This is a genomic window from Sphingomonas sp. BL-S-30 (assembly GCF_055521475.1).
Map to the genome: position 1 here is coordinate 396839 of NZ_CM145481.1, position 20391 is coordinate 417229.

The window sequence follows — 20391 nt, forward strand, 5'->3', positions numbered from 1 at the left end:
ATCTGACGGCATTCAAATATTGATCAAGCGACCGTCAGTTCCAGGGCGTTAGCCCTTCTCCACCAGCAGGATGCCGGCCTTCGCCAGCACCGCGAGGCTCTTCCTGAGATTGGCGATGGCGGTATCGCCGGTCAGGCGCGCGGTCAGTTCGGATACCGGCACCGCTTGCGTGTCGCGCAGCAATTCCAGCGCGGGCACCAGATCGGCGGGCAGGACGTAGAGCTTGCCGTTCGCCTTGAATTCCACATTGGTGCCGGCGGCGATGAAGGCCAGCCGGTGGCCGGCGGTCAGCCGGATCACGCTGTTATCAGTGATCGGCCCCAATTGCGCATAGGGCGCGCCTGGCAGGTTGATGTGCGGGCGGGGGAAGCTGTCGCCCTCCCATTCGCGCCGGAAGGCAGCGATCAGGTCCTCGTCCATGGCGTCGGCGAGCAAGGCGCGCAGCGTCTCGAGATGGGCCTTCTGGCCGGCTTCATCGTCGAGCGCGGGCAAGTCCTGGCGCACCGCCTCGTGCCGCGGGAGCTTGGCGATCATCCAGCGCAGCAGGTCCATGCCGTTGGGCGGGATGGTTGCGACGGTCAGGTGCAGGCTCGGTTCGTTGACCGGATAGGCCATGTGCCACCAGCCGCGCGGGATATAGATGGCGTCGCCATCCTCCAGCAGGCCGTCCCACACCGGCGGGCCGGTGGGGCGGGGCGGCGCCTCGATATCCTCCTGCAGCGGATGGAGCCGGGTCGGCCGGTAGACCTGCCAGCGCTTCCTGCCCGACAATTGCAGGATCACCGTATCCTGGCTGTCCCAGTGCAGGTCGAAGCCGTTCTGGCTGTGCCACCCGGCATAGAGATTGACGTAATTGCCCGATCGCAGCGCCTCGCGGAAGGAGTCCGACAGGTCGCGCACGCGCGGCGCGAGCTCTTCCACCGCGTCGAGGATCAAGGTCGCGCCGCCGGCCAGGCAGGCCGCGAACTTGCCCGAATCGAGCCGCGGCGTGCCGCCCAGGCCGGGCGAAAGATAGCGGTTCGGGTCGAGCGGGCGGCCGTCCTGCGCAAGCTTGAAGCGGGGCGGCGAGAGCCGGTGCCGTTCGAGGATCGCGTTGAGGTCGTCCCAGGTCAGCAGGCCGGTGAAGCGCCCGGCTTTGCCCTTCATATGCGTGAAGCCCTTGCCCCAATGGTCGGACAGGAATGCCTGTCGTGTCAGCGGGGCGATGACGTCGTCGAAGGTCATGCCGGGACCAGGCTGGTCAGCGTGCGGTGCCCACGCGCTGCACGAAGCGCTCGGCGACCGACATGCGGATCGGCTTGCCGTCGCGCATCTTGACCCAGGTGTTCACGCTGATGCCGAAGGTCTCCATCACGCAGTCCGCGGTCTGCGCGCGCAGCCGGTCGCGGGCGTTGCGGACCAGGTCGGGATGGACGTAGCAAAGCTGCGCCCGGCCCGAGCGGCCGGCGGGGATCATGCCTTCTCCGAGCGGGGATTTGGTGTCGGGCCGGCGGTCCATTGCTGAGATGCTCACAAATTTGCTCCGTGGGGCTAGAAGATCTTCCCGCGCGCTTCCTCGATGATCCGCTTGGCGCGTACGGGGTTGAAGATGCCGCATGAACAGAAGCGGCTGAGCGATGCCGTCGCCTTGTCGGGCGAGAGGCGGTTCTCCTTGACCATGTCGATCATCTTCTTGGCGAGCGACTGGCTGATCATGCCGTGCCCGCACATGGTCGACAGCGACAGGACGTGCCGGTTGGGCGCATTGTCCTGGATGCCCTCGAACCCCAGCGAATAGCCGACGCTGTGCCGGGTGATGCCGGCCGCCTTGCAGCAGTTCAGCGCATTGCCGATCGAGGAGGAGATGTTGATGCTGAGGCCCAGATCCTCCTCGACGATGCGCGTGACGAACGCCTCGGCATCCTCGCGCGTGGCGAACACGGCGGAGAAGGTTGTCGGATCGCCCGCGCCGTCGATCACCTGCTGGAAATCGGGCTTGGTCGGGCGCTTGGCGAAATGCTCGAGCGCATGGGTGTGCTCGGTCGGGCGGGTGGCGCCGCCATGCATCGCATCGCCGATGTTCACCGGATTATATTCCATCGCGATCTCGAGGAAGCGCTTGAGCGCCGGCTTCGGATCGCCCTTTTGCGCGCCGCCCTTGGCCGGCAGCGCGAAGATCACATAATCGTCCTTGAAGCTCTCGGCGGTGCCGTAGCGATGAAGGGTGTTGGTCATGCTGTCACCGCCTCCTTGGTCGACGCTGCGGGTTCATGGGAGAGTTCTCGAATCTGCAGCTTGCCCAGGCCGAGATTGGTCTTGGCGCGCTTCAGCGTGTAGCCGAGGCTTTCCAGGATTGGGGCGACGACGCGTTCCTCGCCATCCTCGTCGCAGCGCGTGCCGACGCCGAGCACGACGATGGTGTCGATCTTCTTCTCGACCGCCCAGACGGTGCGGATGATTTCCTCGGTCCGCTCCACCGGCACAGTGATCTCGAGGATCGCGGAGAGCACTTTCTCGTTCAGGATGTCGTCGCGGATCTTGCCGGTCTCGACATCGCTCATCATCGCGGTGACCGGGTTCTTGGGCTGGATCTTCACGCCCAGGGCGGAGAGCGCCATGCTCATTTCCTGGATCTGGTGGAAACGCACGCCAACGCCCGGCCGGCCGAATTCGATGGTGAAGCCGACCATGCCGACCGCGATGCGGTTGGAGATTTCGTTGGTCTTCACTTCCTCGGTGCCGCGGCCGGTGACGCCGGTCGATTCGTGCGGCACGCGCGGATCGGAGAAGGCGCGGCGCACGACGCGCGGCCAGCTCAGTTCGTCGGGTACGAGCGCATCGGTCGGGCAGATATCGGGATCTGGCTCGAACCGGAGCCACAGCTTGGACATCATGCGCCGCGTGAAGCGCACGGTCTTGGGCGGCAGATGCTCCTTGCTCAGCCCGTTATAGCAGGCATAGCATTCCACGCATTCGTCGCTGTTGACGGTCGCCTTGCGCGTCTTCGGGTCGATATAGATCGCCCCCATCGTGCAGGCGTAGGTGCAATTGCCGCACCCGACGCATTTTTCCTCACTGATTTTCATGCCCTGCCTGACCTCCCCAGACACCCGGGTGAAATTGCTTCCCCCGATGTTTTGCCCACCGCTCTCGCTGCATGTTGCATACTAAAATACTCGTTTGTATGCATCAAGCCATTGGCCGAATGTGTCAAGGTCTTCATGTTCCAATTCCGACCAAAGCTCTCAAATTGGGAGACGAAACCGCGTCGTCACGCCGGCACCGGATCGCCCCGGTACAGCGGTTTGGACGCGTCGATCCCGAGGAACAGCAGCGCCGCCGCGAAGCACAGCACCGCCAGCACGAAAAAGGCCGGGTTCCAGCCGGCATAGGTGACGATATAGCCCGTCGCGAACGACGCGATCGCGCCGCCGATATTGCCGCAACTGTTCATCACCGCCGAGACCGACCCGGCATAATTGCCGCCAATGTCGAGCGTCACCGCCCAGGACACGCCGACCGTCAGCTCCAGCCCGAACACGGCGAGGCAGAACCAGGCGACGCTGGTCATCGGATCGGCCGACAGCACCGCCATCGGGATGGTCGCCGCGGCGATCAGGAAGCCCGTCATCGCGACGACCCGCCGCGACATGGTGAGGTTGCCCGACTTGTGCGCCATCCGGTCCGAGATCCAGCCGCCGGCGATGTCGCCCGCCACGCCTGCCATCAGCGGCAGGCTGGCATAGAGACCCATCTTGGTCAGGTTGAATTCGTGCGCTTCCTTCAGATAGGTCGGGAACCAGGTGAGGAAGATGCCGATGCTGTAGGCGTAGCAGAAATACATCGCCGACAGCGTCCAGATCTGGCGGTTGCCGAGCAGCTTCGACCACGGCACCTTGACCGCGCGGCTCGGCTTCGGTGCGGAGCCGAGCGCGTCGGTGATCAGCGCCAGTTCGGCGGCGTTCACGCTTGTATGCTCGCTCGGCAGATCGCGGTAGAAGAAGAACCAGAACCCCGCCCAGAGCAGGCCGACACAGGCGAACACGAAAAAGGGCGCGCGCCAGCCGAAATCGGCGATCAGCAGCACGACGAACACCGGCGTGACCGCCCCGCCGAGCCGCGCGCCGGCATGGGTGACGCCCTGGGCGAAGCCGCGCTCCGCAGGCAGCATCCAGCGCGACAGCGACCGGGTCGCGATCGGAAAGGCGCCGGCCTCGCCCGCGCCGAACAGGGCGCGGCACACCAGCATCGATCCGGCCGACCAGGTCATCGCGGTCAAGGCGGTAAAGCTCGACCACCACACCACGATCCAGGTCAGCGCGCGGCGTGGCCCGAACCGGTCGCCGAGCCAGCCGCCCGGGATCTGGAAGATCGCATAGGTGATCTGGAAGGTGCTGAAGATCCAGCCCATGGTGATCGCGGAAAAGCCGAACTCCTGCTGGATCGACGGCGCCGCGGTCGAGATCACCACCCGGTCCATATAGGTGATCATATAGGCGAGCACCGTCAGCCACAGCACGGCGTGGCGGACGTGGGTCGGCCGCCGCCGCGCCGGTATCGTGTCGTTCGCGTCCATGGTCATTGCGCGACCGAGCGCACCTTGCGGCCCGCGATATAGACCGAATTGATCTTGCGGGTGTTCTTGATGTCCTGAAGCGGGTTGGCGTCAAGCACGACGAAATCGGCCCATTTGGCCCGCTCCAGCGTGCCCAGGTCCTTCGCGCCGAGAACTTCGGCGCCATATTCGGTCGCGGCCTGGATCGCCTGGCCGGGGGTGAAGCCGTCCTTGACCATCAGCTCCATTTCCCAATGGCCCGAATAGCCGGCGACACGCCCCGGAGGGCCCGAATCGGTGCCGAGCCCGTAATGCACGCCCGCGGCCGATTCGCGCTTGAGGTTGACCATCGCGGTTTCGAAGAAGCTCGGCAGCTTGGGAAAGGCGGGCGCGGACGCGACGGTCTTCTGCCGCTCCGGGCTGGCCAGCAGCCTGAGCGCCTCGGGCGACAGGGATTGCTGGAAGAAGGGATCGCCCAGCTGCGGCGCGGGCTTGCCATACGCGAACATCGCTGCCTCGCGGCTCAGCGTCGCCGCGACCTGCACGATGCCTTTTTCCTTCATGGCATCGGTCAGGGCCTTGTCGATCGGCTGGTCGCGCACGCTGTGCACGAACCCGTCGACGCCCTGAGCGGCAAGCCGCTTGGCGTCCTCGAGATAGAAGATATGGGCAAAGACCTTCAGCCCGTTGCGGTGCGCCGCGTCGATCACGGCCTTGCTGATCTCGGGGGGCATCTTGGGCATGGTGCCCAGCTCGTCGTCGAGCCAGAATTTGATGTAATCGGCGCCCTTGGCGGCCTGCGCATCGACCTCGATCGCCGCTTCCTTGGCATTGGTGACGGGGCGATTGATGCCCGGTACGCCGCCATAGCCGCCGCGGAACACGATGCCCTGGCCGGCGGTGAACAGCCGGGTCATGGTCGGGCGCCCGGCCCGCTCGGCATTGCGCACGGCGAAGACCGAATCCTTGTCGGTGCCCATCACCGCGACGGTGGTGAAGCCGTAGGACGCATAGGTCTTCAGGTCGGCCTCGACATTCTCGGTCGTGTAGAAACGCTCGTCCTGAGTCAGGTCGTGGACGTTGCCCATATGGATATGGGTGTCGATCAGGCCGGGGATGACATATTTGCCGGTCAGGTCGACCGCGTCGGCGGCGGCGGGCGCCTGGGCGGACGGGCCGACCCAGACGATGCGGCCATCCTCGACCACCATCGCGGAATTCGGCTCGGCGCCGCCGCCGCGGCCGTCGATCAGGGTGAAGTTCTTCACCACCAGCGTTTCGGCCAGGGCGGGCAGGGCGGCGAACAGGCCGATCGCGCCGGCGGTCGCGGCCATCAGGCGGCCGGTCAGCCGCGCCTTGCGGCCGCGTCGCGTGGCGGTGTCGGTTTTCGGCGAGAAGGCGTTCCCCATAGTCACTCTCCTGTTGGACCGTCCCGTCTGAAGCGGGCGCGTCGTGCTGACGGTCAGTCTTCGATCGATCAGGCGCGGATCGCGCCGCGGCGGGCAAGATCGCGCATCAGCGACGAAATGCCATAGGTCCAGGGCGGTGCATCCTCGCAGTGGCACACCTTGTTGGTCAGCGTACCGAGCTTCGGCGTCGACACCTTCACGGTATCGCCGATCTTGTGGGTGAAACCCCGGCCCGGCTCGCCGCGATCGTCGCCCGGCGCGAACATCGTGCCGAGGAACAGCGCGAAGCCGTCGGGATATTGGTGGCTCTTGTTGACCGTCTGGCCGACCAGATCGAGCGGATCGCGGCTGATCAGCCGCATATTGGACCGCCCTTCGAGCCGGTAATTGTCCTCGCCCTCGATCAGCAGCGAGACTTCGGCGTCGCGGATGTCGTCCATGGTGAACTTGTCGTCGAACAGGCGGATGAACGGCCCCAGCGCGCAGGACGCGTTATTGTCCTTGGCCTTGCCCAGCAGCAGCGCGCTGCGCCCCTCGATGTCACGCAGATTGACGTCGTTGCCCAGTGCCGCGCCGCGCGCATTGCCGGCCGAATCGACGATGATCACCACTTCGGGTTCGGGATTGTTCCAGTGCGAATCGCTGCGGATGCCGACCCAGGCGCCCGATCCGACCGCGGAGAGCACCGGCGCCTTGGTGAAGATCTCCGCATCGGGGCCGATCGCGACCTCGAGATATTGCGACCAGGCGCCGCTCGCGATCAGCATTTCCTTGAGGTTCATCGCCTCGGGCGAGCCGGGACGGACCGACTGGATGTCGCCGCCGATCTTTTCCTGGATCTCCGCGCGGAACTGCGCCGCGCCGGCCGAGTCGCCGCGTGCGCGCTCCTCGATCACCCGCTCCAGCGCGGAGACGGCGAAGGTGACGCCCGATGCCTTGACGCAGTGCAGGTCGATCGGTGCGAGCAGGCGGCCGGGGCCGCCTTCCCAGGCCGCTGTCAGGTCGAGCGCCTCGATCGGGCCCATGTCGCGGCCCGCGGGCAGTGCGCCGCCGGGCGCGATCGACTCGAGCAACCCCGAGACGGTACTCGCGTCAGCCGACAGGTCGAAGACATGGCCGTCGATGACGGAGATGGGAATCGGGCCCTGATCGGTCGCCAATCGTCCGACCAGTATCGCGTCCTGGCTGTCTGTTGGAAGCAGGTCGCGCACTCGTCATTCTCCCGACTCCGGATCGCGTGAATGCGCCCGATTTCCTGTATGCATATCAAGCGTCTTGCATACAGACAACCGGGTATCGCGGGATTTTATACGCATGTCGGGGTTCGCGGTGCGAGCCGACCAGTGTCAGGCCGCTCATGGCTTGAGGAGGCCTGCCCATCCGTTCGTCCTGAGTAGGGGCTGAGCTTGTCGAAGACCCGTATCGAAGGACAGTTGGAGCGCGTGACGCCTGTCCTTCGATACGCCATTTCGACAGGCTCAATGGCTACTCAGGACGAACGGAGGTGGTTCGATGCCTGACCCGCCTAGCTCGTCACGCCCGCATAGATCTCGGCGCGGCGGCTGGCGCGTTCGCGGGCCTCGTTCTTCTTCATGCTCTCGACGCCCTTGGCGAAATGGCTTTCGAGCAGCTGCTTGAGCAGCTTCTCGTCGCGTGCCTGGATCGCCGCGTTGATTTCCTGGTGCTCGGCGAACGCCTCGGCCCAGCGGTCATGGTCGAGCGTGGTGACGTGGCGCGCGCGCTCCGCGCGGGGCAGCAGCAGGCGCCAGGCGAGCATCAGCGACGGGCTCTCCGCCGCCTGGACGATATGTTCGTGGATCAGGCGATTCGCCTCAAGATAGCTCAGCCGGTCCGACTTCTCGAAATAGGCGGCGAGATCGGCCTGAAGCTCGTCGAGGATCTCGATCTGCTCGGGCGTCATGCGGCGGCAGGCGAGCTGCCCGGCCAGGCCTTCGAGCACGCCGAGCACGGTGAACACATCGGCGGCTTCCGACTTGTCCGGCACGCTGACCACCACGCTGCGGTTGGGCAGCAGATCGATCAGCCCCTCGGCGGCGAGCGTACGGAATGCCTCACGGATCGGGGTGCGCGACATGCCCAGCGCCTCGCTCAACGCGACTTCGCGCAGGCGTTCGCCCGGCGGCAATTCGCCGAGCAGAATCATTTTCCGAATTGTCTTCACCGCATCAAGACGAAGCCTGCCCTTGCGGGGTCCAGCACTGGCGGCGTTCTTTGCCGGAGCCTTGGCTCGAACGGCTTTGGTCTTGGGGCCAGTTTTTACAGGTCGGCTCATCATCTCAGCGCCTAATTGTGATTTTTTGGGGGGTAACGTCGTGAGACAGCGTTTACCTAAAGGCCGGAATCGGACTTATCAAGCTGATGTGCCCGGCCCTGGACCCGGTTTCCCGATCGGATTTTGCGGACGATCCCGTCATCCTTCCCCCTCGTCTTTTTCTGGTTGTACAAATAACCTAACCCGATCAGCGCTCTAACGCAACTTGCATGCAAGTTGTATGTAACGCTATATTTTACATGCAAATTCGATAAAAAAAGACACGACTAAAGTCGGGGGTGAACGATCGGTACGCACCGTGCGTACACGAAAAAAGGGGAGAGGATTGATGGACAAACGCGCATTCCTGCGGGCGGGCCTGGGTGTCGGGCTCGGCCTGGGGCTGGGCCGGATCGCCTCGGCACAGGACAATGATCAGGCGAGGAAGGAACGGGACGCCGCCCGCATCGCGCGCGAGACGCGCCCGGCGCCCACCGTGCCCCACCGCAAGGTCCGCACCACCGACCTGTTCTCCAGCCCGGAAGGCTATCCCAATGCGATCGATTCGCAGCCCGAGGGGCTATGGGTCGCCGAACAGCTGACCGCCGAGGGCGTCGGCGTGTCGAACGACTGCTATCTGGTCGACTGGAACGGCAAGATACTGCGCAAGGTGAAGACCGAGTCAAAGAACACCAGCGGCATGGCGTTCGGCGGCGGGCATCTCTGGATGGGCGCCAACGCCGCGCCCAACGGCATCTACGAAACCGATCTGGACGGGCGCACCGTCAGTCATCGCCAGATCCCGCTGGGGCCGGCCGACAATGGCGGGGGCTGCCACGGCGTCGCTTATGCCGGCGGCAAGCTCTACATCACCGCGCTGCGCATGCGCGGCATCCTCAGGGTCGACCCGAAGAGCTGGGCGCCCGAGCTGTTCATCCCCTGCCAGGCACCGCGCCTGCATGGGCTCGCGGTGAACGGCGACGCGATCTGGATCGTCACCGGCGATTCGAACACCGATCCCAACTTCAAGCCGGGCCTCGCCAAATATGAGCTCGCCACCGGGCGGCTGCTCGAGACCGCCGAGTTCGTGCCCGGCAGCGCCGATCCGCACGGCCTGACCTTCAAGGACGGGGTGATGTATGGCTGCGACGCCGGCATCCATCCCGGCTGGCCGGACCGGGCGAGCAGATCGAGCGGGAAGATCTTCCGGGTTGAGTTTATCTGAGGCGCCAAGCGGGGTGTCGGGCGGACCGACACCCGTCCGTTCGTGCTGAGTAGGGACTGAGTAGGCGAAGCCGTATCGAAGGCCCGTATCGAAGCATGTTGGAATGCGGGCGCGCGTGTCCTTCGATACGCCGCTTCGACAAGCTCAGCGGCTACTCAGGACGAACGGCAGTGTAACGAAAAAGGGGCGGCCGCGAGGCCGCCCCTTTTCTTTCGCAGAATGCCGTTCGGGCTATTCGCGCCCCTTCATCATCTCGGCGAGTTCGGCCTTGGTCATCTTCATCTGGTCGGGATGCTCGTCGACCCATTTGAGGAAGGCGGCATTGATCGCCGGCGTCCATTTCTGGTCGATCTCCCCCGGGGTGAAACGCTGCTCGCGCAACATCTGGTGACCGAAGCCGTCGCGCATCGCGATATATTCGGCGCCCTTCACGACCTTCTCGGCCATGATCGCGGGGATGAACACCACGCCTTCGCGCTTGGCGAGGATCAGGTCGCCCGGAAGGACGGTGGCGCGGCCGATGCGGATCGGGCCGTTGATCCGGACCATCTCCATCTCGCGGATCGCCGAGGGGTCGTAGCCGCGGGTAAAGGCGTTGAACCCGTCGATCGCGGCGAGCCCGGCCACGTCCCGCACGCCCGCATCGAACACTACGCCGGTCTTCGACTTGGCGTAGATCGAATTGCCCAGATTGTCGCCGATCAGCGTCCCGTCGACGATCTTGCCATAGCCGTCACCGACATAGACGTCGCCGACCTGGAGCATGTCGATCGGCCAGCTGTTATGGCCGCCGGAACGCTTCTCCTTCACGCCGAGCGCGCTGATCGCCTTGTTCATGTCGGGGCGCATCGGCAGATACTGGACGGTCAGCGCCCGGCCGACGAACGGCCGGTCGTTATGCACCATCTGGAAGCCGCCCTCGAACTGGTTGTTGTACCCGGCCTGGCGCAGGATGCCCCAGGCTTCCTCCGTGTTCACGTCGAGCAGGCGCTTGAGGATGGCGTCGGATACCCTGGGCCGGCCGTCCGGGAAACGCTCCCCGGTCCAGTCCGAGGTGTAGAACAGGATTTCTTCCTTCGTCGCCTGGGTCTGGGCCTGGGCCGGCATCGCCATCGCAAGCGCGGACGCGCCCATCGCGAGGGCCAGTAATAGCTTTCTCACTGCATCTCTCCCTTGTTCTTGTGATTGTCGCATTCGCCGGAGCTGTGCTCGTCCGTGCTCGGCGGGGCACGCATGTTCCGCTGCTTCGATTCCCCCTTTGCCTCGGCCCGGAGCGATGGTCGTACCAGCTCGGGCACCCGGCAAAATTTGCATACAATTATCAGGAGTTCAATACATTTGGTGAGCGATCAGGCCGAGTTCAGGCTCAGCATGTCGATTGAAATAAGCCGTTGAATCCGGTTGTACTTTATTGCGTGAACGATCACCGCATGAATCGGCTATTTGGGCTGTCGCCTACGCCACCGACGAGCGGCGCCCGCGGATTGAAGCGCTCAAGACCTGATCCAGTAAGTTGCGCAAGGTTAAAGCGAAAATCGCGAATGCCGTCGGATCGCTCACGCGCCTCTAGCTGCAATGGACCGCAGTCGAACTAGCCGAGACCAATAGCCGCCAAATAAATCGTATTTTTCGTGTCGCAACGCAGCACAAAATATCATCTTGTATTCAACGATCAGAATTGTATCCAAGTGTACTGCCGCCCGGACTCGGGAGGCAGGCGGGTAACGGGACGACCGTGCCAGCGACGTCAACGGCAAAAGCCGCGGCGACATAAAAGGGGAGAATGCCTTGACCGGGAGTCGCATCGCGACCCGTTGCCGGAGCCTCGTGCCCGCTTGCCGGGAATCCGAAGGCCGCGACGCTGCGCCGTTCAGCCACGACACCTCCCATGCCGCCCTCATTGCCGCGCCGCGCTGTGCCGGAGCGTCCTGATCGCGACCCACAAGAATTAACCGGGGAGAAGAGACAGTGACCAAATTGTTGCCCACGCTCAAGCTGAGCGGTTCGACGATCGCCCTTGCAGCCATGTTCATGTTCGGTCCGGTGGCCGAAGCGCAGGAACAGGCCTCGGCGGCGGCAGTGGCGCAGAACTCACCGGTGCCGCCCTCGGCCGGTTCGGGCCAGGAGACGCCTGACGAGGATGCCGCCGATCCGGCCGCCGACATCGTGGTCACCGGCTCGGCGATCCGCGGCGTCGCGCCGGTCGGCTCGAACCTCGTCTCGGTCGGGCAGGAGGCGCTCGCCAAGACCGCGGCAACCTCGACCACCGAACTGGTCAACACGGTCCCAGCGATCACCACCGCCGGCTCGACGCCGCAGGCGCAGAGCTCCTATTCCTATTACGCGCCGCAGATCCACAGCCTCGCGGGCTCCGGCAGCAACACCACGCTTGCGCTGATCGACGGGCTGCGCATGCCCGGCGGCGGCCTGCAATATGCCCAGACCGATCCGAACATCATCCCGACTCCGGCGCTGCAGCGGGTCGAGGTCCTGGCCGACGGTGCGTCGTCGATCTATGGCTCGGACGCGGTCGCCGGCGTGGTCAACTTCATCACTCGCAAGACGTTCGAGGGCCTTCAGGTCAATGGCCGCGTCGGCTTCGCGGATGAATATCGCAGCTATGACCTCAACGGCATCTGGGGCACCAAATGGGATACCGGCGGCGTCTATATCGCCGGGCAGTTCCTGAAGCAGCAGGAGATCACCAACGACAAACGCTCGTTCCTAAGCCGCGGCGATTATCGCGACATCGGCGGCAGCAACACCAACACCTATAACTGCTCGCCCGCCACGATCCGTGGCAGCTCCGCCGCGACCGTCATCTATCCCAGCGCCGATGCCACCACGACCTTGCCGAACAACCAGGCGGCGAACGGCATGTGCAATACCTCGATCTATGGCAGCGCGGTGCCGGGCGTGCAGCGCGAGGGCGTGCTCGTCGTGGTCAACCAGGAACTGGGCGACCGGATCACCTTTACCGGCAAGTTCGTGTTCAACCATCTGCAGCATTTCTCGACCGGCACGCCCGGCACGCTGTCGAACGCGCAGACCTTCGGCGCGGGGTCGGGCAAGGGCACGCAGATCAACCCGTTCTTCCGCGCGCCGGCCGGATCGGGCTTCACCCAGGAACTGGTCAACTGGCTCGCCCTCACGCCCGACGGGAATTACGGCACCAACAATTACCAGAACACCACTTTCTACACGACGGGCGTGGTCGATTATAAGGTCACCGACAAATGGTCGATCACGGCCAGCGGCGCGCTCGCGCGGTCCAACAGCTATCAGCGCGGCAAGAACACCTTCTGCAGCACCTGCGCCACCCTGGCGCTCAACGGATCGCCGGCGCTGAACGGCACGATATCGAGCGTCCTGCCGCAGCCGGGCCAGGCCGCCACGGTCAGCCAGGCGCTGACCACCGCCAACGCGCTCGACGTCTGGAACGGGCTCGGCAACAACCGCACCTCGGCGGCGGTGTGGCAATATCTCTATACGAACAACACCAACAACGAACACCAGAACAACATGTACCAGCTCAAGCTGGAGGCGCAGGGTGAGCTGTTCGATCTGCCCGGCGGCGCGCTGCGCATGGCGGCCGGCGGCGAATTCATGCACGTCACGCAGGACGTGTACGGCCTCAACCCGAACAGCACGGGCACGGGCTACACCAATTTCATCATGAACCTCGGCCCGCGCAACGTGAAGTCGGGCTATATCGAGCTGTACGTGCCCCTGGTCGGCGAGGACATGGACGTCCCGCTGGTCAAGAAGTTCGACCTCAGCATCTCCGGCCGTATCGACCATTACAGCGATTTCGGATCGACCACCAACCCGAAGGTCGCGGCCAACTGGCAGATCAACGACTGGATCAAGATCCGCGGCAACTGGGCGGAATCCTTCGTCGCGCCCCCGCTCAACCAGATCGGCGACGCGCGCCAGGGCTATCTGCGCGGGGCGACCGGCACCGGCGCCAGTGCCGTGCTCGACGTGCCCGTCGCGGCCTATCCCGAGGTCAAGCAGCTGCCGGGTTGCGAGACCGCGACGGTCACCTGCCGGGTCGGCGCCAATACGGGTCGCGAGGGTCTCGATCGTTCGCTCGGCGCGGGCTTCGCCGGGGTCGTGCCGCAGACCGGCAGCAGCTGGTCGGTGGGCGTCGACCTGAATCCGGATTTCATCCCCGGCTTCACCGCGAACGTCACCTATTGGGCGAACGTGTTCAAGGGCGGCGTCGCATCCCCGGCCCAGCCGCTGATCATCAACTCGGCTGCGCTGCACGACCGGCTGACGATCTGCCCGACCAGCTGCACCGCCGACCAGATCCGCACCTTCACCAATGTGGCGAACGGCGCGACCACCGCGGCGACCTTGCCGTCGACGGTCTATTTCCTAATCAACCGCGACGTCGGCAACGTGCTCAACCTCAACGTCCAGGGCATCGACGCGCAGTTCAACTATCGCCTGCCGACAGCGGGCGCCGGCACCTTCAGCATCGGCGGGTCGATCACCTATTTCACCCGCTTCATGCAGGATTTCGGCGATCAGCCGTTCAGCATCCTGAATACCTCGGGCTATAATTCCCAGTTCCCGTCTATCCAGACCAAGGGACGCGGCCAGCTCGGCTGGGAGATGGGCGCTTTCTCGCTCGATCTGTTCGGCAATTACACCGGCGCCTATCGCAACTGGATCCAGACCTCGGTCAAGCCGGTGACGCTCGGCTCCAACGGCAACCCGACCGGCGGTGGCGACCGGGTGAAGCCCGACTTCACGGTCGATCTGCACGCTGCCTATAATTTCAACGGCAGCTTCCTGAACGGCAGCCAGATCTATGTCGATGTGAAGAACCTCTTCGACCGGAATCCGCCCTTCTACAACGGCAACACCACCGGCGCCGGCGGCGTCGGCGCGTGGGGCTTCAACGGCTTCACCTCGAACCTGCTCGGCCGCCTCGTCTCGGTCGGGTTCCGCGCGAACTTCTAAGCACGCATCCACGTCATGAAAGGAAGAGGGGAGCCAATGAAGTCCGCATCCAGCCTGATCGTCGCCGCACTGTTGCTGGCGGGCGCCCCTCCACTTCACGCCCAGATCGCCGTCTCCGCCAATGACGGCAAGCAACTCCGTCCGAACGAGGGCAAGGAAACGCGCACGCCCGATACGGTGTCGATCATCGATCTGCGCGGGGCGGCGCCGAAGACGTTGGCGACCATCCCCGTGCCGGCGAGCATGATCGGCCCGCCGGCGGCGGTGGCGGTCGCCCGGAGTGGCCGCTTCGCGCTGGTGACGGCGGCGCAGCGGCTGAACGCGGCGGCCGATATCGAGCTGAACGATCAGGTATCGGTGATCGATCTCGCCAGACCGGCCTCGCCGCGCGTGGTGCAGACCGTGCAGGCGGGGCCGGGCGCGAGCGGGGTGGCGATCAACCATGCCGGCACGCTCGCTTTGGTCGCGAGCACCGGCGACGACACCATCTCGATCTACTCGATCGCCGGCAATCGGCTGACGCCGGAAGGCAAGCTCCAGCTCGAGGCCAAGACCCGGCCCACCGATGTCGCTTTCGCACCCGACGGCAAGACCGCGATGGTCGTCGGCCAGGGGGCGAACAAGCTGATCCTGCTTTCGGTCCTCGGCAAAAAGGTCGGGCTGGCCGGCGCGACGATCGACGCGGGGCAACAGCCCTACGGCGTCGTTTACAGCCCCGATGGCCGTTACACCTACAACACCAATCTCGGCGGGCGGCCGCTCGCGCCCGGCGCCGCGCCGCCCGCGCGCGACGGATCACCCCGGATTGGCACCGTCGCGGCGGTCGACCTGAAGACCGGCACGGTCGTCAATGTCGATGTCGGCCAGACGCCCGAACATGTCGCGCTGTCGGCCGACGGCCAATATCTCGCGGTCGTCGTGGCCAACGGTTCGGCGGCGCAGGCGACCGCACCGGGCTATCATCCCTACGGCCTGCTCCAGATCTACAGCGTGCGGGGCACCAGCCTGACCCGGGTCGCCGAGGCGCATAGCGGCGCCTGGTGCCAGGGCGCGGTGTTCAGCGCGAACAACCGCACCGTGCTGCTGCAATGCGCGATGACCCGGGCGATCGAGGTCTATCGCTTCGACGGCAAGGCCGGCCTGACTCAGGATGCCGCCGCGACCCTGAAGTTCGATGCCCGGCCAGGCGCGATCGCGGTCGCGACCAGCCGCTGACCAGAGATGCACTGAAGATTCGGGGGGGCGGCGCCGCTGGACACGCCCTTTCCGATCCACCTCCAGCAACAAAGGGGAAGCTCATGGATATCAACAAGCGCGAACTCCTGATGGCCGGTGCCGCCGTCGGCGTCGGCATCGCCGCCACTCAGGCCGTGGCGCAGACGCGCGCCGCCCGCCCGATCAACACCGGCAAGCAGCCCTCCTCGGTCGACATGAACTACAAGCCGCGCCGGCTGAACAAATGCATCGAGCTGTGGGAAGACGGCCAGCCCATCTATTACACCGGCTCAGGCGTCGGCCCGAACGTCGATCCGTACGAACAGGGCAAGAAGATGTGCAAGACCTGGGCGGACGCGATCAGCTATGAGATGGAGCATGGCTGTTTCGACCTGAAGGAACTGCGCGAATTCATGCGCGGGCTGAAGGACGGCGGCGGCACCAAATCCGGCCATCGCCTCCCCACCGTCTTCGTCTCGCCGCCGATCATCGGCCTCGACGAGCCCTATGCCCGCGCCAACACTTGGGTGATCGAGCAGCTGCTGTGCTGCGGCGTGATGGGCATCCACATCTGCCATGCGCGCGACCCCAAGGCGATCGAGACCTATATGCATATGGGCGCGCGCTATCCTTTCCCCGATTTTCCCAACACACCCAAGGTGAAGATGCGGGGCCTGCGCGGCAACAGCGCCAGCTATGCCGCGGATATATGGGGCGTGTCGGGCGGCACCTACCAGCATATCGCCGATCTCTGGCCGCTTAACCCGCGCGGCGAGATCATGTTCGGGGTGAAGATCGAGGATACCTATGCCGACGAGACCGTCGCGCAGACCCTCGCGATCCCCGGCATGGCGATGGCCGAATGGGGCCCGGGCGACCATAATCTCTGGCTGAACGGCTATCACGGTGTCGAGGATGGCGGCCTGTCGGGCCATCCGGTGGTCCGCGACGCCGCCGGCAAGGTAGTCGAGGACGTCTCGGCGCTCCCCAATATGGAGGCGGTCCGCGCCAAGGTGCTGGCCGAGTGCAAGAAGAACAAGGTCATGTTCCTCAACGCCGCCGAGACCGAGCCGGGCCACAACAATGTGATCCAGCAGATCAAGGACGGCTGCATGGTCGTGGCGGCGGGTCAGGGCGGAGAGGACGTCGCGATCATGGGCCGCGAATTCACCAAGCGCAAAATGCCGGTCTGAGCGATCGGCCTCGAACGTGCCTGAAGGGGCCGCCCGTAACGGGCGGCCCTATTTTTTGGGCTGCATCGATTCGAACGCGGGCGGCCGGCGCCGAATCCCCGCGCGTTCGGATGAGTGTTCAGACCTGCCAGCAAAATGTATCGCCATGCGCTCCGTCTGAACCCGGCCAACCCCGACGCCAAAGCCCGGCTCGCGAAAATGGAGCGACCGCCGGAACAATGACGCCGCGATCGGCGGTCAGTTCTAATTATTGTGGGGACGCGTCGGGCCGGGAGGCAGCGCGGCAAGGGCGGTTATCCGAGGCTGAGGGGCGCATCCGTACATCGAACAAACGCCTTTTACCGGCGCCAAAGCGCGCGTCGCTCCGATGGTGAGAGCCGCCCCCTTCCCACCTCGTAACGGGCCCAGGAATCCCATTGACAGCTTTGGCGAATGGGAAGATGCATGCACGCAACTCAATCTGTATGCATTATGACAGAGCTGCCGATGAGGGCCGGCAGAATTCATCCATACGCGACGGTAGGGCGCGGATAACACGGAGAATTTACCACCGAATCCGAGGCTAAAAATGGCCCGGAAAAATCTAAAAGGGGAGACTGAAAATGGCGAAAACCTATAGCGGCCTGTTGTTTGGCGCATCCAAACTCATCCTTCTGACAGCGACGTCGTGGTCCGCCACGGCCTGGGCGCAGGTGACACCGGCGACCACGCCGGAAACCATCCAGACCGAGCAGGCGGCAGACCCATCCACATCGGATTCGAACCCGGAAGACATCATCGTCACCGGCACCAGTATCCGCGGCGCGCCCCCGGTCGGCGGCAATCTGGTCTCGGTCGGTCGCGAGGCGATCGATCAGACCGGCGCGATCAACGTGCAGCAGATCCTCAAGACCGTGCCCGCGATCACCGGCATCGGCAGCGGCGGCGTCGGCCAGAATGCCGGCAATTCCTATTATGCGCCGACCATCCACAGCCTCGGTTCCTCGGCATCGAACTCGACGCTGGTGCTGATCGACGGCCATCGCATCCCGCTCGGCCATACCTCGCTGGCGCTGCCCGATCCGTCGATCGTCCCGCCGATCATGATCGAACGCGTCGAGGTCCTCGCCGAGGGCTCGTCCGCGACCTACGGGTCGGACGCGGTCGCCGGCGTGGTCAACTTCATCACCCGCAAACGCTATGACGGCGTGATGGGCACGGCGCAGGTCGGCTTCGGCCATAGTTACCGCACCGTGGCCCTCGGCCTGCTGGGCGGGAAGAGCTGGGACAGCGGATATATCACGCTGGGGCTCGGCTTCTCGCGCTCGAGCGCGGTGCCGTACGACTATAACAACCGCCCCTATCTGCAGCCCAACCACATCGATGAGGGTGGTACCAATTTTCAGAGCTACAACTGCTCGCCCGCGACCATCCAGCCGGGCGGCAGCGGCAATATCTACCTCGCGCCGGGCTCGGCGACGTCGGTCGCCAACACGACCGCCAATGCGCCGTGCGACAATCAGCCTTATGGCGACCGCCTTGGCCGGGAACGGCGCTATAATGCGATGATCAAGGTGTCGCAGGACATCACCGACACGCTGACCCTGTCCGGGGACTTCGTCTATTCGGATCGCGATACTTTCACCAACAATGCCCGCGGCGGCATCCAGGCCACGGTGTTCAGCACGGGTCCGCAGGCCAATCCCTTCTACGTCCCCCAGACGGGCTATACCGGCGCCGCTACGACCCAGACGATCCGCTGGAATGCCGACGATCTGCTCGGGCCGGGCGCCTATACCGACAACAGCGCCAAGACCTATATCGCGACGGCCAATGCGGAATGGAATTTCACCGAGAATTTCCGCTTCACCGCCATGGCGCTGTTCGGCGAGGATCGCACGGCGCAGGTGCAGGACGGCAGCCTGTGCACGAGCTGCGCGACGCTCGCCCTCAACGGCACGGTGCAGACCAACGGCAGCATGACGACGCCGGTTGCGGGCACCAATTTGATCCCGCTGAACCTGCCGCTCACCACGGCCAATGCGCTGGACGTGTGGAACCCCGCGGCGACCAACCGCACATCGGCGGCGGTGCGCGCCCTGCTTACCGACAGCCGCAGCTCGACCAGCCATGTCAGCACGATCAGGCAATTCCGCGCCGGCATCGATGGGTCACTGTTCAATCTGCCCGCCGGTGCGGTGAAGATCGCGGTCGGCGGCGAGTTGCAGAACTGGGTGCTGAACACGACCGTCGTCCGGCCGCTCAATTCGGGACCGGCCAGCCTGGGATCGACTCAGCGCTATTTCCCGCTCGATCGTCAGGTGCAGTCGGTTTATGGCGAGCTTCTGGTCCCGGTCGTCTCGCCGGACATGGACAGTTTCGTCTACCGGATCGACCTCAGCGCATCGGGCCGGTACGATCATTACAGCGATTTCGGTGGCACCTTTAACCCGAAATTCGCGGCCAATGTGGAGATCGTCCAGGGCATCAAGCTGCGCGCCAACTGGGCCCGTTCGTTCGTGGCGCCGTCGATGCGCTCGGTCGGCGACCAGTTCGGCACCTACAGCAACTCGACCGTATCGCTGACCAACGCGACCGCCCAGGTGTCGGTCGCCCGTTTCCCGACGATTGCCAATATCCCGGGCATCCCCTGCTCGAACGGCTTCTGCACGATCGGCGGCAGCAACATCCAGGGCGTGGTGGTCGATACCGGCAACCCGAATGTCGGCCCGCAAAAAGGCACGACCTGGTCGTACGGTATCGATCTCGCACCGACCTTCCTGCCTGGCTTCCGGGCGTCGGTCACCCTGTTCAACAACCAGTTGCGCGGCGGCATCACCTCACCCTGCGCGCCGGGCTGCATCCTGAACAATGGCGCGCTGAACTATCTGCTGACGATCTATCCGACCGGCGCCACACCGGCGCAGCTCGCCGCGCAGTTCAACAACGTGCCGATCACCACCGCGCTGCCAAGTACGACCTATTATGTCTTCCGCCGTCCGCAATCGAATGCGCTCGATCTCGATCTCACCGGCCTCGATATCTCGGCGAGCTACGCGTTCAATACCGGGATCGGCAAGTTCGACCTCGGCGGTTCGTGGACCGAGTTCCTGAAGTTCAAGCAGGGCTATGTCGGCGGGGCGAAGTTCGACATCCTGAACACCGTGGGCGTCAATTCGACCTTCCCGTCGATCGCACGCCAGGCGCGGTTCAATATGGGCTGGAACTATGAGGGCGCGTCGCTCGAATTCTTCGCCAACCATGTCGGATCCTACAAGAACTGGGCAAGCGGCACGGTCAACCCGCTGGTCCTCGACGCCGCCGGCAACGTCGCGGGCGGCGGCGATATCGTGAAGTCCTGGACCACCTTCGATGGCCACGCCGGTTATAAATTCTCGAAGGGCGGCATGCTCGGCGACAGCGAGATCTATGTCGACGTCAACAACATCTTCGACAAGGCGCCGCCCTTCACGAACACCGCCAATGGCTATGATCCGTTCGGGTCCAACCCGCTCGGCCGGGTCATCAGCATCGGCCTTCGCATGAAGTATTGAGCCCCCTCCGCGGCGCCCTCCTTCGCGGGAGGGCGC

Annotated in this window: 14 protein-coding genes; 5 read left to right on the forward strand and 9 right to left on the reverse strand. The window is 64.6% G+C overall.

Annotation, left to right across the window (positions count from 1 at the left end; genetic code table 11):
* Positions 1-48 precede the first annotated feature (48 nt).
* The 8 genes from ACZ1I5_RS01585 to ACZ1I5_RS01620 all read right to left on the reverse strand — a co-directional run bounded on the left by ACZ1I5_RS01585 (position 49) and on the right by ACZ1I5_RS01620 (position 8239).
* Positions 49-1224 carry a cupin domain-containing protein gene (locus ACZ1I5_RS01585; protein ID WP_465171998.1) on the reverse strand — a complete coding sequence of 392 codons (1176 nt, stop codon included), beginning with the start codon at positions 1222-1224 and terminating at the stop codon, positions 49-51.
* A 16-nt stretch (positions 1225-1240) separates the two neighbouring features.
* Positions 1241-1513, reverse strand: a complete 273-nt coding sequence (locus ACZ1I5_RS01590) for a hypothetical protein (protein WP_465171999.1) — start codon at positions 1511-1513, stop codon at positions 1241-1243.
* 17 nt (positions 1514-1530) lie between these two features.
* Complete coding sequence (locus ACZ1I5_RS01595; RefSeq protein ID WP_465172000.1) at positions 1531-2214, reverse strand: hypothetical protein; 684 nt, start codon at positions 2212-2214, stop codon at positions 1531-1533.
* Positions 2211-3065 (reverse strand): 4Fe-4S dicluster domain-containing protein, encoded by an 855-nt coding sequence (locus ACZ1I5_RS01600; RefSeq protein WP_465172001.1) that lies wholly within the window; start codon positions 3063-3065, stop codon positions 2211-2213. The genes ACZ1I5_RS01595 and ACZ1I5_RS01600 overlap by 4 nt, the downstream gene beginning before the upstream one ends.
* A 185-nt stretch (positions 3066-3250) precedes the next feature.
* Positions 3251-4561 (reverse strand): MFS transporter, encoded by a 1311-nt coding sequence (locus ACZ1I5_RS01605; protein ID WP_465172002.1) that lies wholly within the window; start codon positions 4559-4561, stop codon positions 3251-3253.
* Entirely contained in the window at positions 4558-5943 is a 1386-nt protein-coding gene (locus ACZ1I5_RS01610; protein WP_465172003.1) for an amidohydrolase family protein, read from the reverse strand. Before ACZ1I5_RS01610 ends, ACZ1I5_RS01605 begins: the two co-directional genes overlap by 4 nt.
* Positions 5944-6011: 68 nt before the next feature.
* Positions 6012-7154, reverse strand: a complete 1143-nt coding sequence (locus ACZ1I5_RS01615) for a fumarylacetoacetate hydrolase family protein (protein WP_465172004.1) — start codon at positions 7152-7154, stop codon at positions 6012-6014.
* 314 nt (positions 7155-7468) lie between these two features.
* The gene (locus tag ACZ1I5_RS01620) at positions 7469-8239 is read right to left on the reverse strand and encodes a GntR family transcriptional regulator (RefSeq protein ID WP_465172005.1); all 771 of its coding nucleotides are present in this window, start codon (positions 8237-8239) and stop codon (positions 7469-7471) included.
* A gap of 325 nt (positions 8240-8564) precedes the next feature.
* Here ACZ1I5_RS01620 and ACZ1I5_RS01625 point away from each other — a divergent pair, with 325 nt between their 5' ends.
* Positions 8565-9440, forward strand: a complete 876-nt coding sequence (locus ACZ1I5_RS01625) for a YncE family protein (protein ID WP_465172006.1) — start codon at positions 8565-8567, stop codon at positions 9438-9440.
* Between the two features lie 231 nt (positions 9441-9671).
* On the opposite strand, the gene ACZ1I5_RS01630 is transcribed toward ACZ1I5_RS01625, so the two are convergent.
* Entirely contained in the window at positions 9672-10601 is a 930-nt protein-coding gene (locus ACZ1I5_RS01630) for an RraA family protein (protein WP_465172007.1), read from the reverse strand.
* Between the two features lie 807 nt (positions 10602-11408).
* Here ACZ1I5_RS01630 and ACZ1I5_RS01635 point away from each other — a divergent pair.
* From ACZ1I5_RS01635 to ACZ1I5_RS01650, 4 genes are all read left to right on the forward strand, one after another.
* Positions 11409-14414, forward strand: coding sequence for a TonB-dependent receptor domain-containing protein (locus tag ACZ1I5_RS01635; RefSeq protein WP_465172008.1), 3006 nt, complete (start codon positions 11409-11411; stop codon positions 14412-14414).
* 36 nt (positions 14415-14450) lie between these two features.
* Entirely contained in the window at positions 14451-15629 is a 1179-nt protein-coding gene (locus ACZ1I5_RS01640; RefSeq protein ID WP_465172009.1) for a YncE family protein, read from the forward strand.
* 83 nt (positions 15630-15712) lie between these two features.
* The gene (locus ACZ1I5_RS01645; protein ID WP_465172010.1) at positions 15713-16822 is read left to right on the forward strand and encodes a hypothetical protein; all 1110 of its coding nucleotides are present in this window, start codon (positions 15713-15715) and stop codon (positions 16820-16822) included.
* Between the two features lie 602 nt (positions 16823-17424).
* Positions 17425-20355: a TonB-dependent receptor domain-containing protein gene (locus ACZ1I5_RS01650; protein WP_465172011.1), complete on the forward strand. Its 2931-nt coding sequence runs from the start codon at positions 17425-17427 to the stop codon at positions 20353-20355.
* Positions 20356-20391: the final 36 nt, after the last annotated feature.

Excerpts from the sequence above, each read along its gene's own strand:
- ACZ1I5_RS01645 (WP_465172010.1), top strand. The coding sequence starts at position 15,713 with ATGGATATCAACAAGCGCGAACTCCTGATGGCCGGTGCCGCCGTCGGC.
- ACZ1I5_RS01585 (WP_465171998.1), bottom strand. The coding sequence starts at position 1,224 with ATGACCTTCGACGACGTCATCGCCCCGCTGACACGACAGGCATTCCTG.
- ACZ1I5_RS01625 (WP_465172006.1), top strand. The coding sequence starts at position 8,565 with ATGGACAAACGCGCATTCCTGCGGGCGGGCCTGGGTGTCGGGCTCGGC.
- ACZ1I5_RS01595 (WP_465172000.1), bottom strand. The coding sequence starts at position 2,214 with ATGACCAACACCCTTCATCGCTACGGCACCGCCGAGAGCTTCAAGGAC.
- ACZ1I5_RS01620 (WP_465172005.1), bottom strand. The coding sequence starts at position 8,239 with ATGATGAGCCGACCTGTAAAAACTGGCCCCAAGACCAAAGCCGTTCGA.
- ACZ1I5_RS01600 (WP_465172001.1), bottom strand. The coding sequence starts at position 3,065 with ATGAAAATCAGTGAGGAAAAATGCGTCGGGTGCGGCAATTGCACCTAC.
- ACZ1I5_RS01650 (WP_465172011.1), top strand. The coding sequence starts at position 17,425 with ATGGCGAAAACCTATAGCGGCCTGTTGTTTGGCGCATCCAAACTCATC.
- ACZ1I5_RS01610 (WP_465172003.1), bottom strand. The coding sequence starts at position 5,943 with ATGGGGAACGCCTTCTCGCCGAAAACCGACACCGCCACGCGACGCGGC.
- ACZ1I5_RS01605 (WP_465172002.1), bottom strand. The coding sequence starts at position 4,561 with ATGACCATGGACGCGAACGACACGATACCGGCGCGGCGGCGGCCGACC.
- ACZ1I5_RS01640 (WP_465172009.1), top strand. The coding sequence starts at position 14,451 with ATGAAGTCCGCATCCAGCCTGATCGTCGCCGCACTGTTGCTGGCGGGC.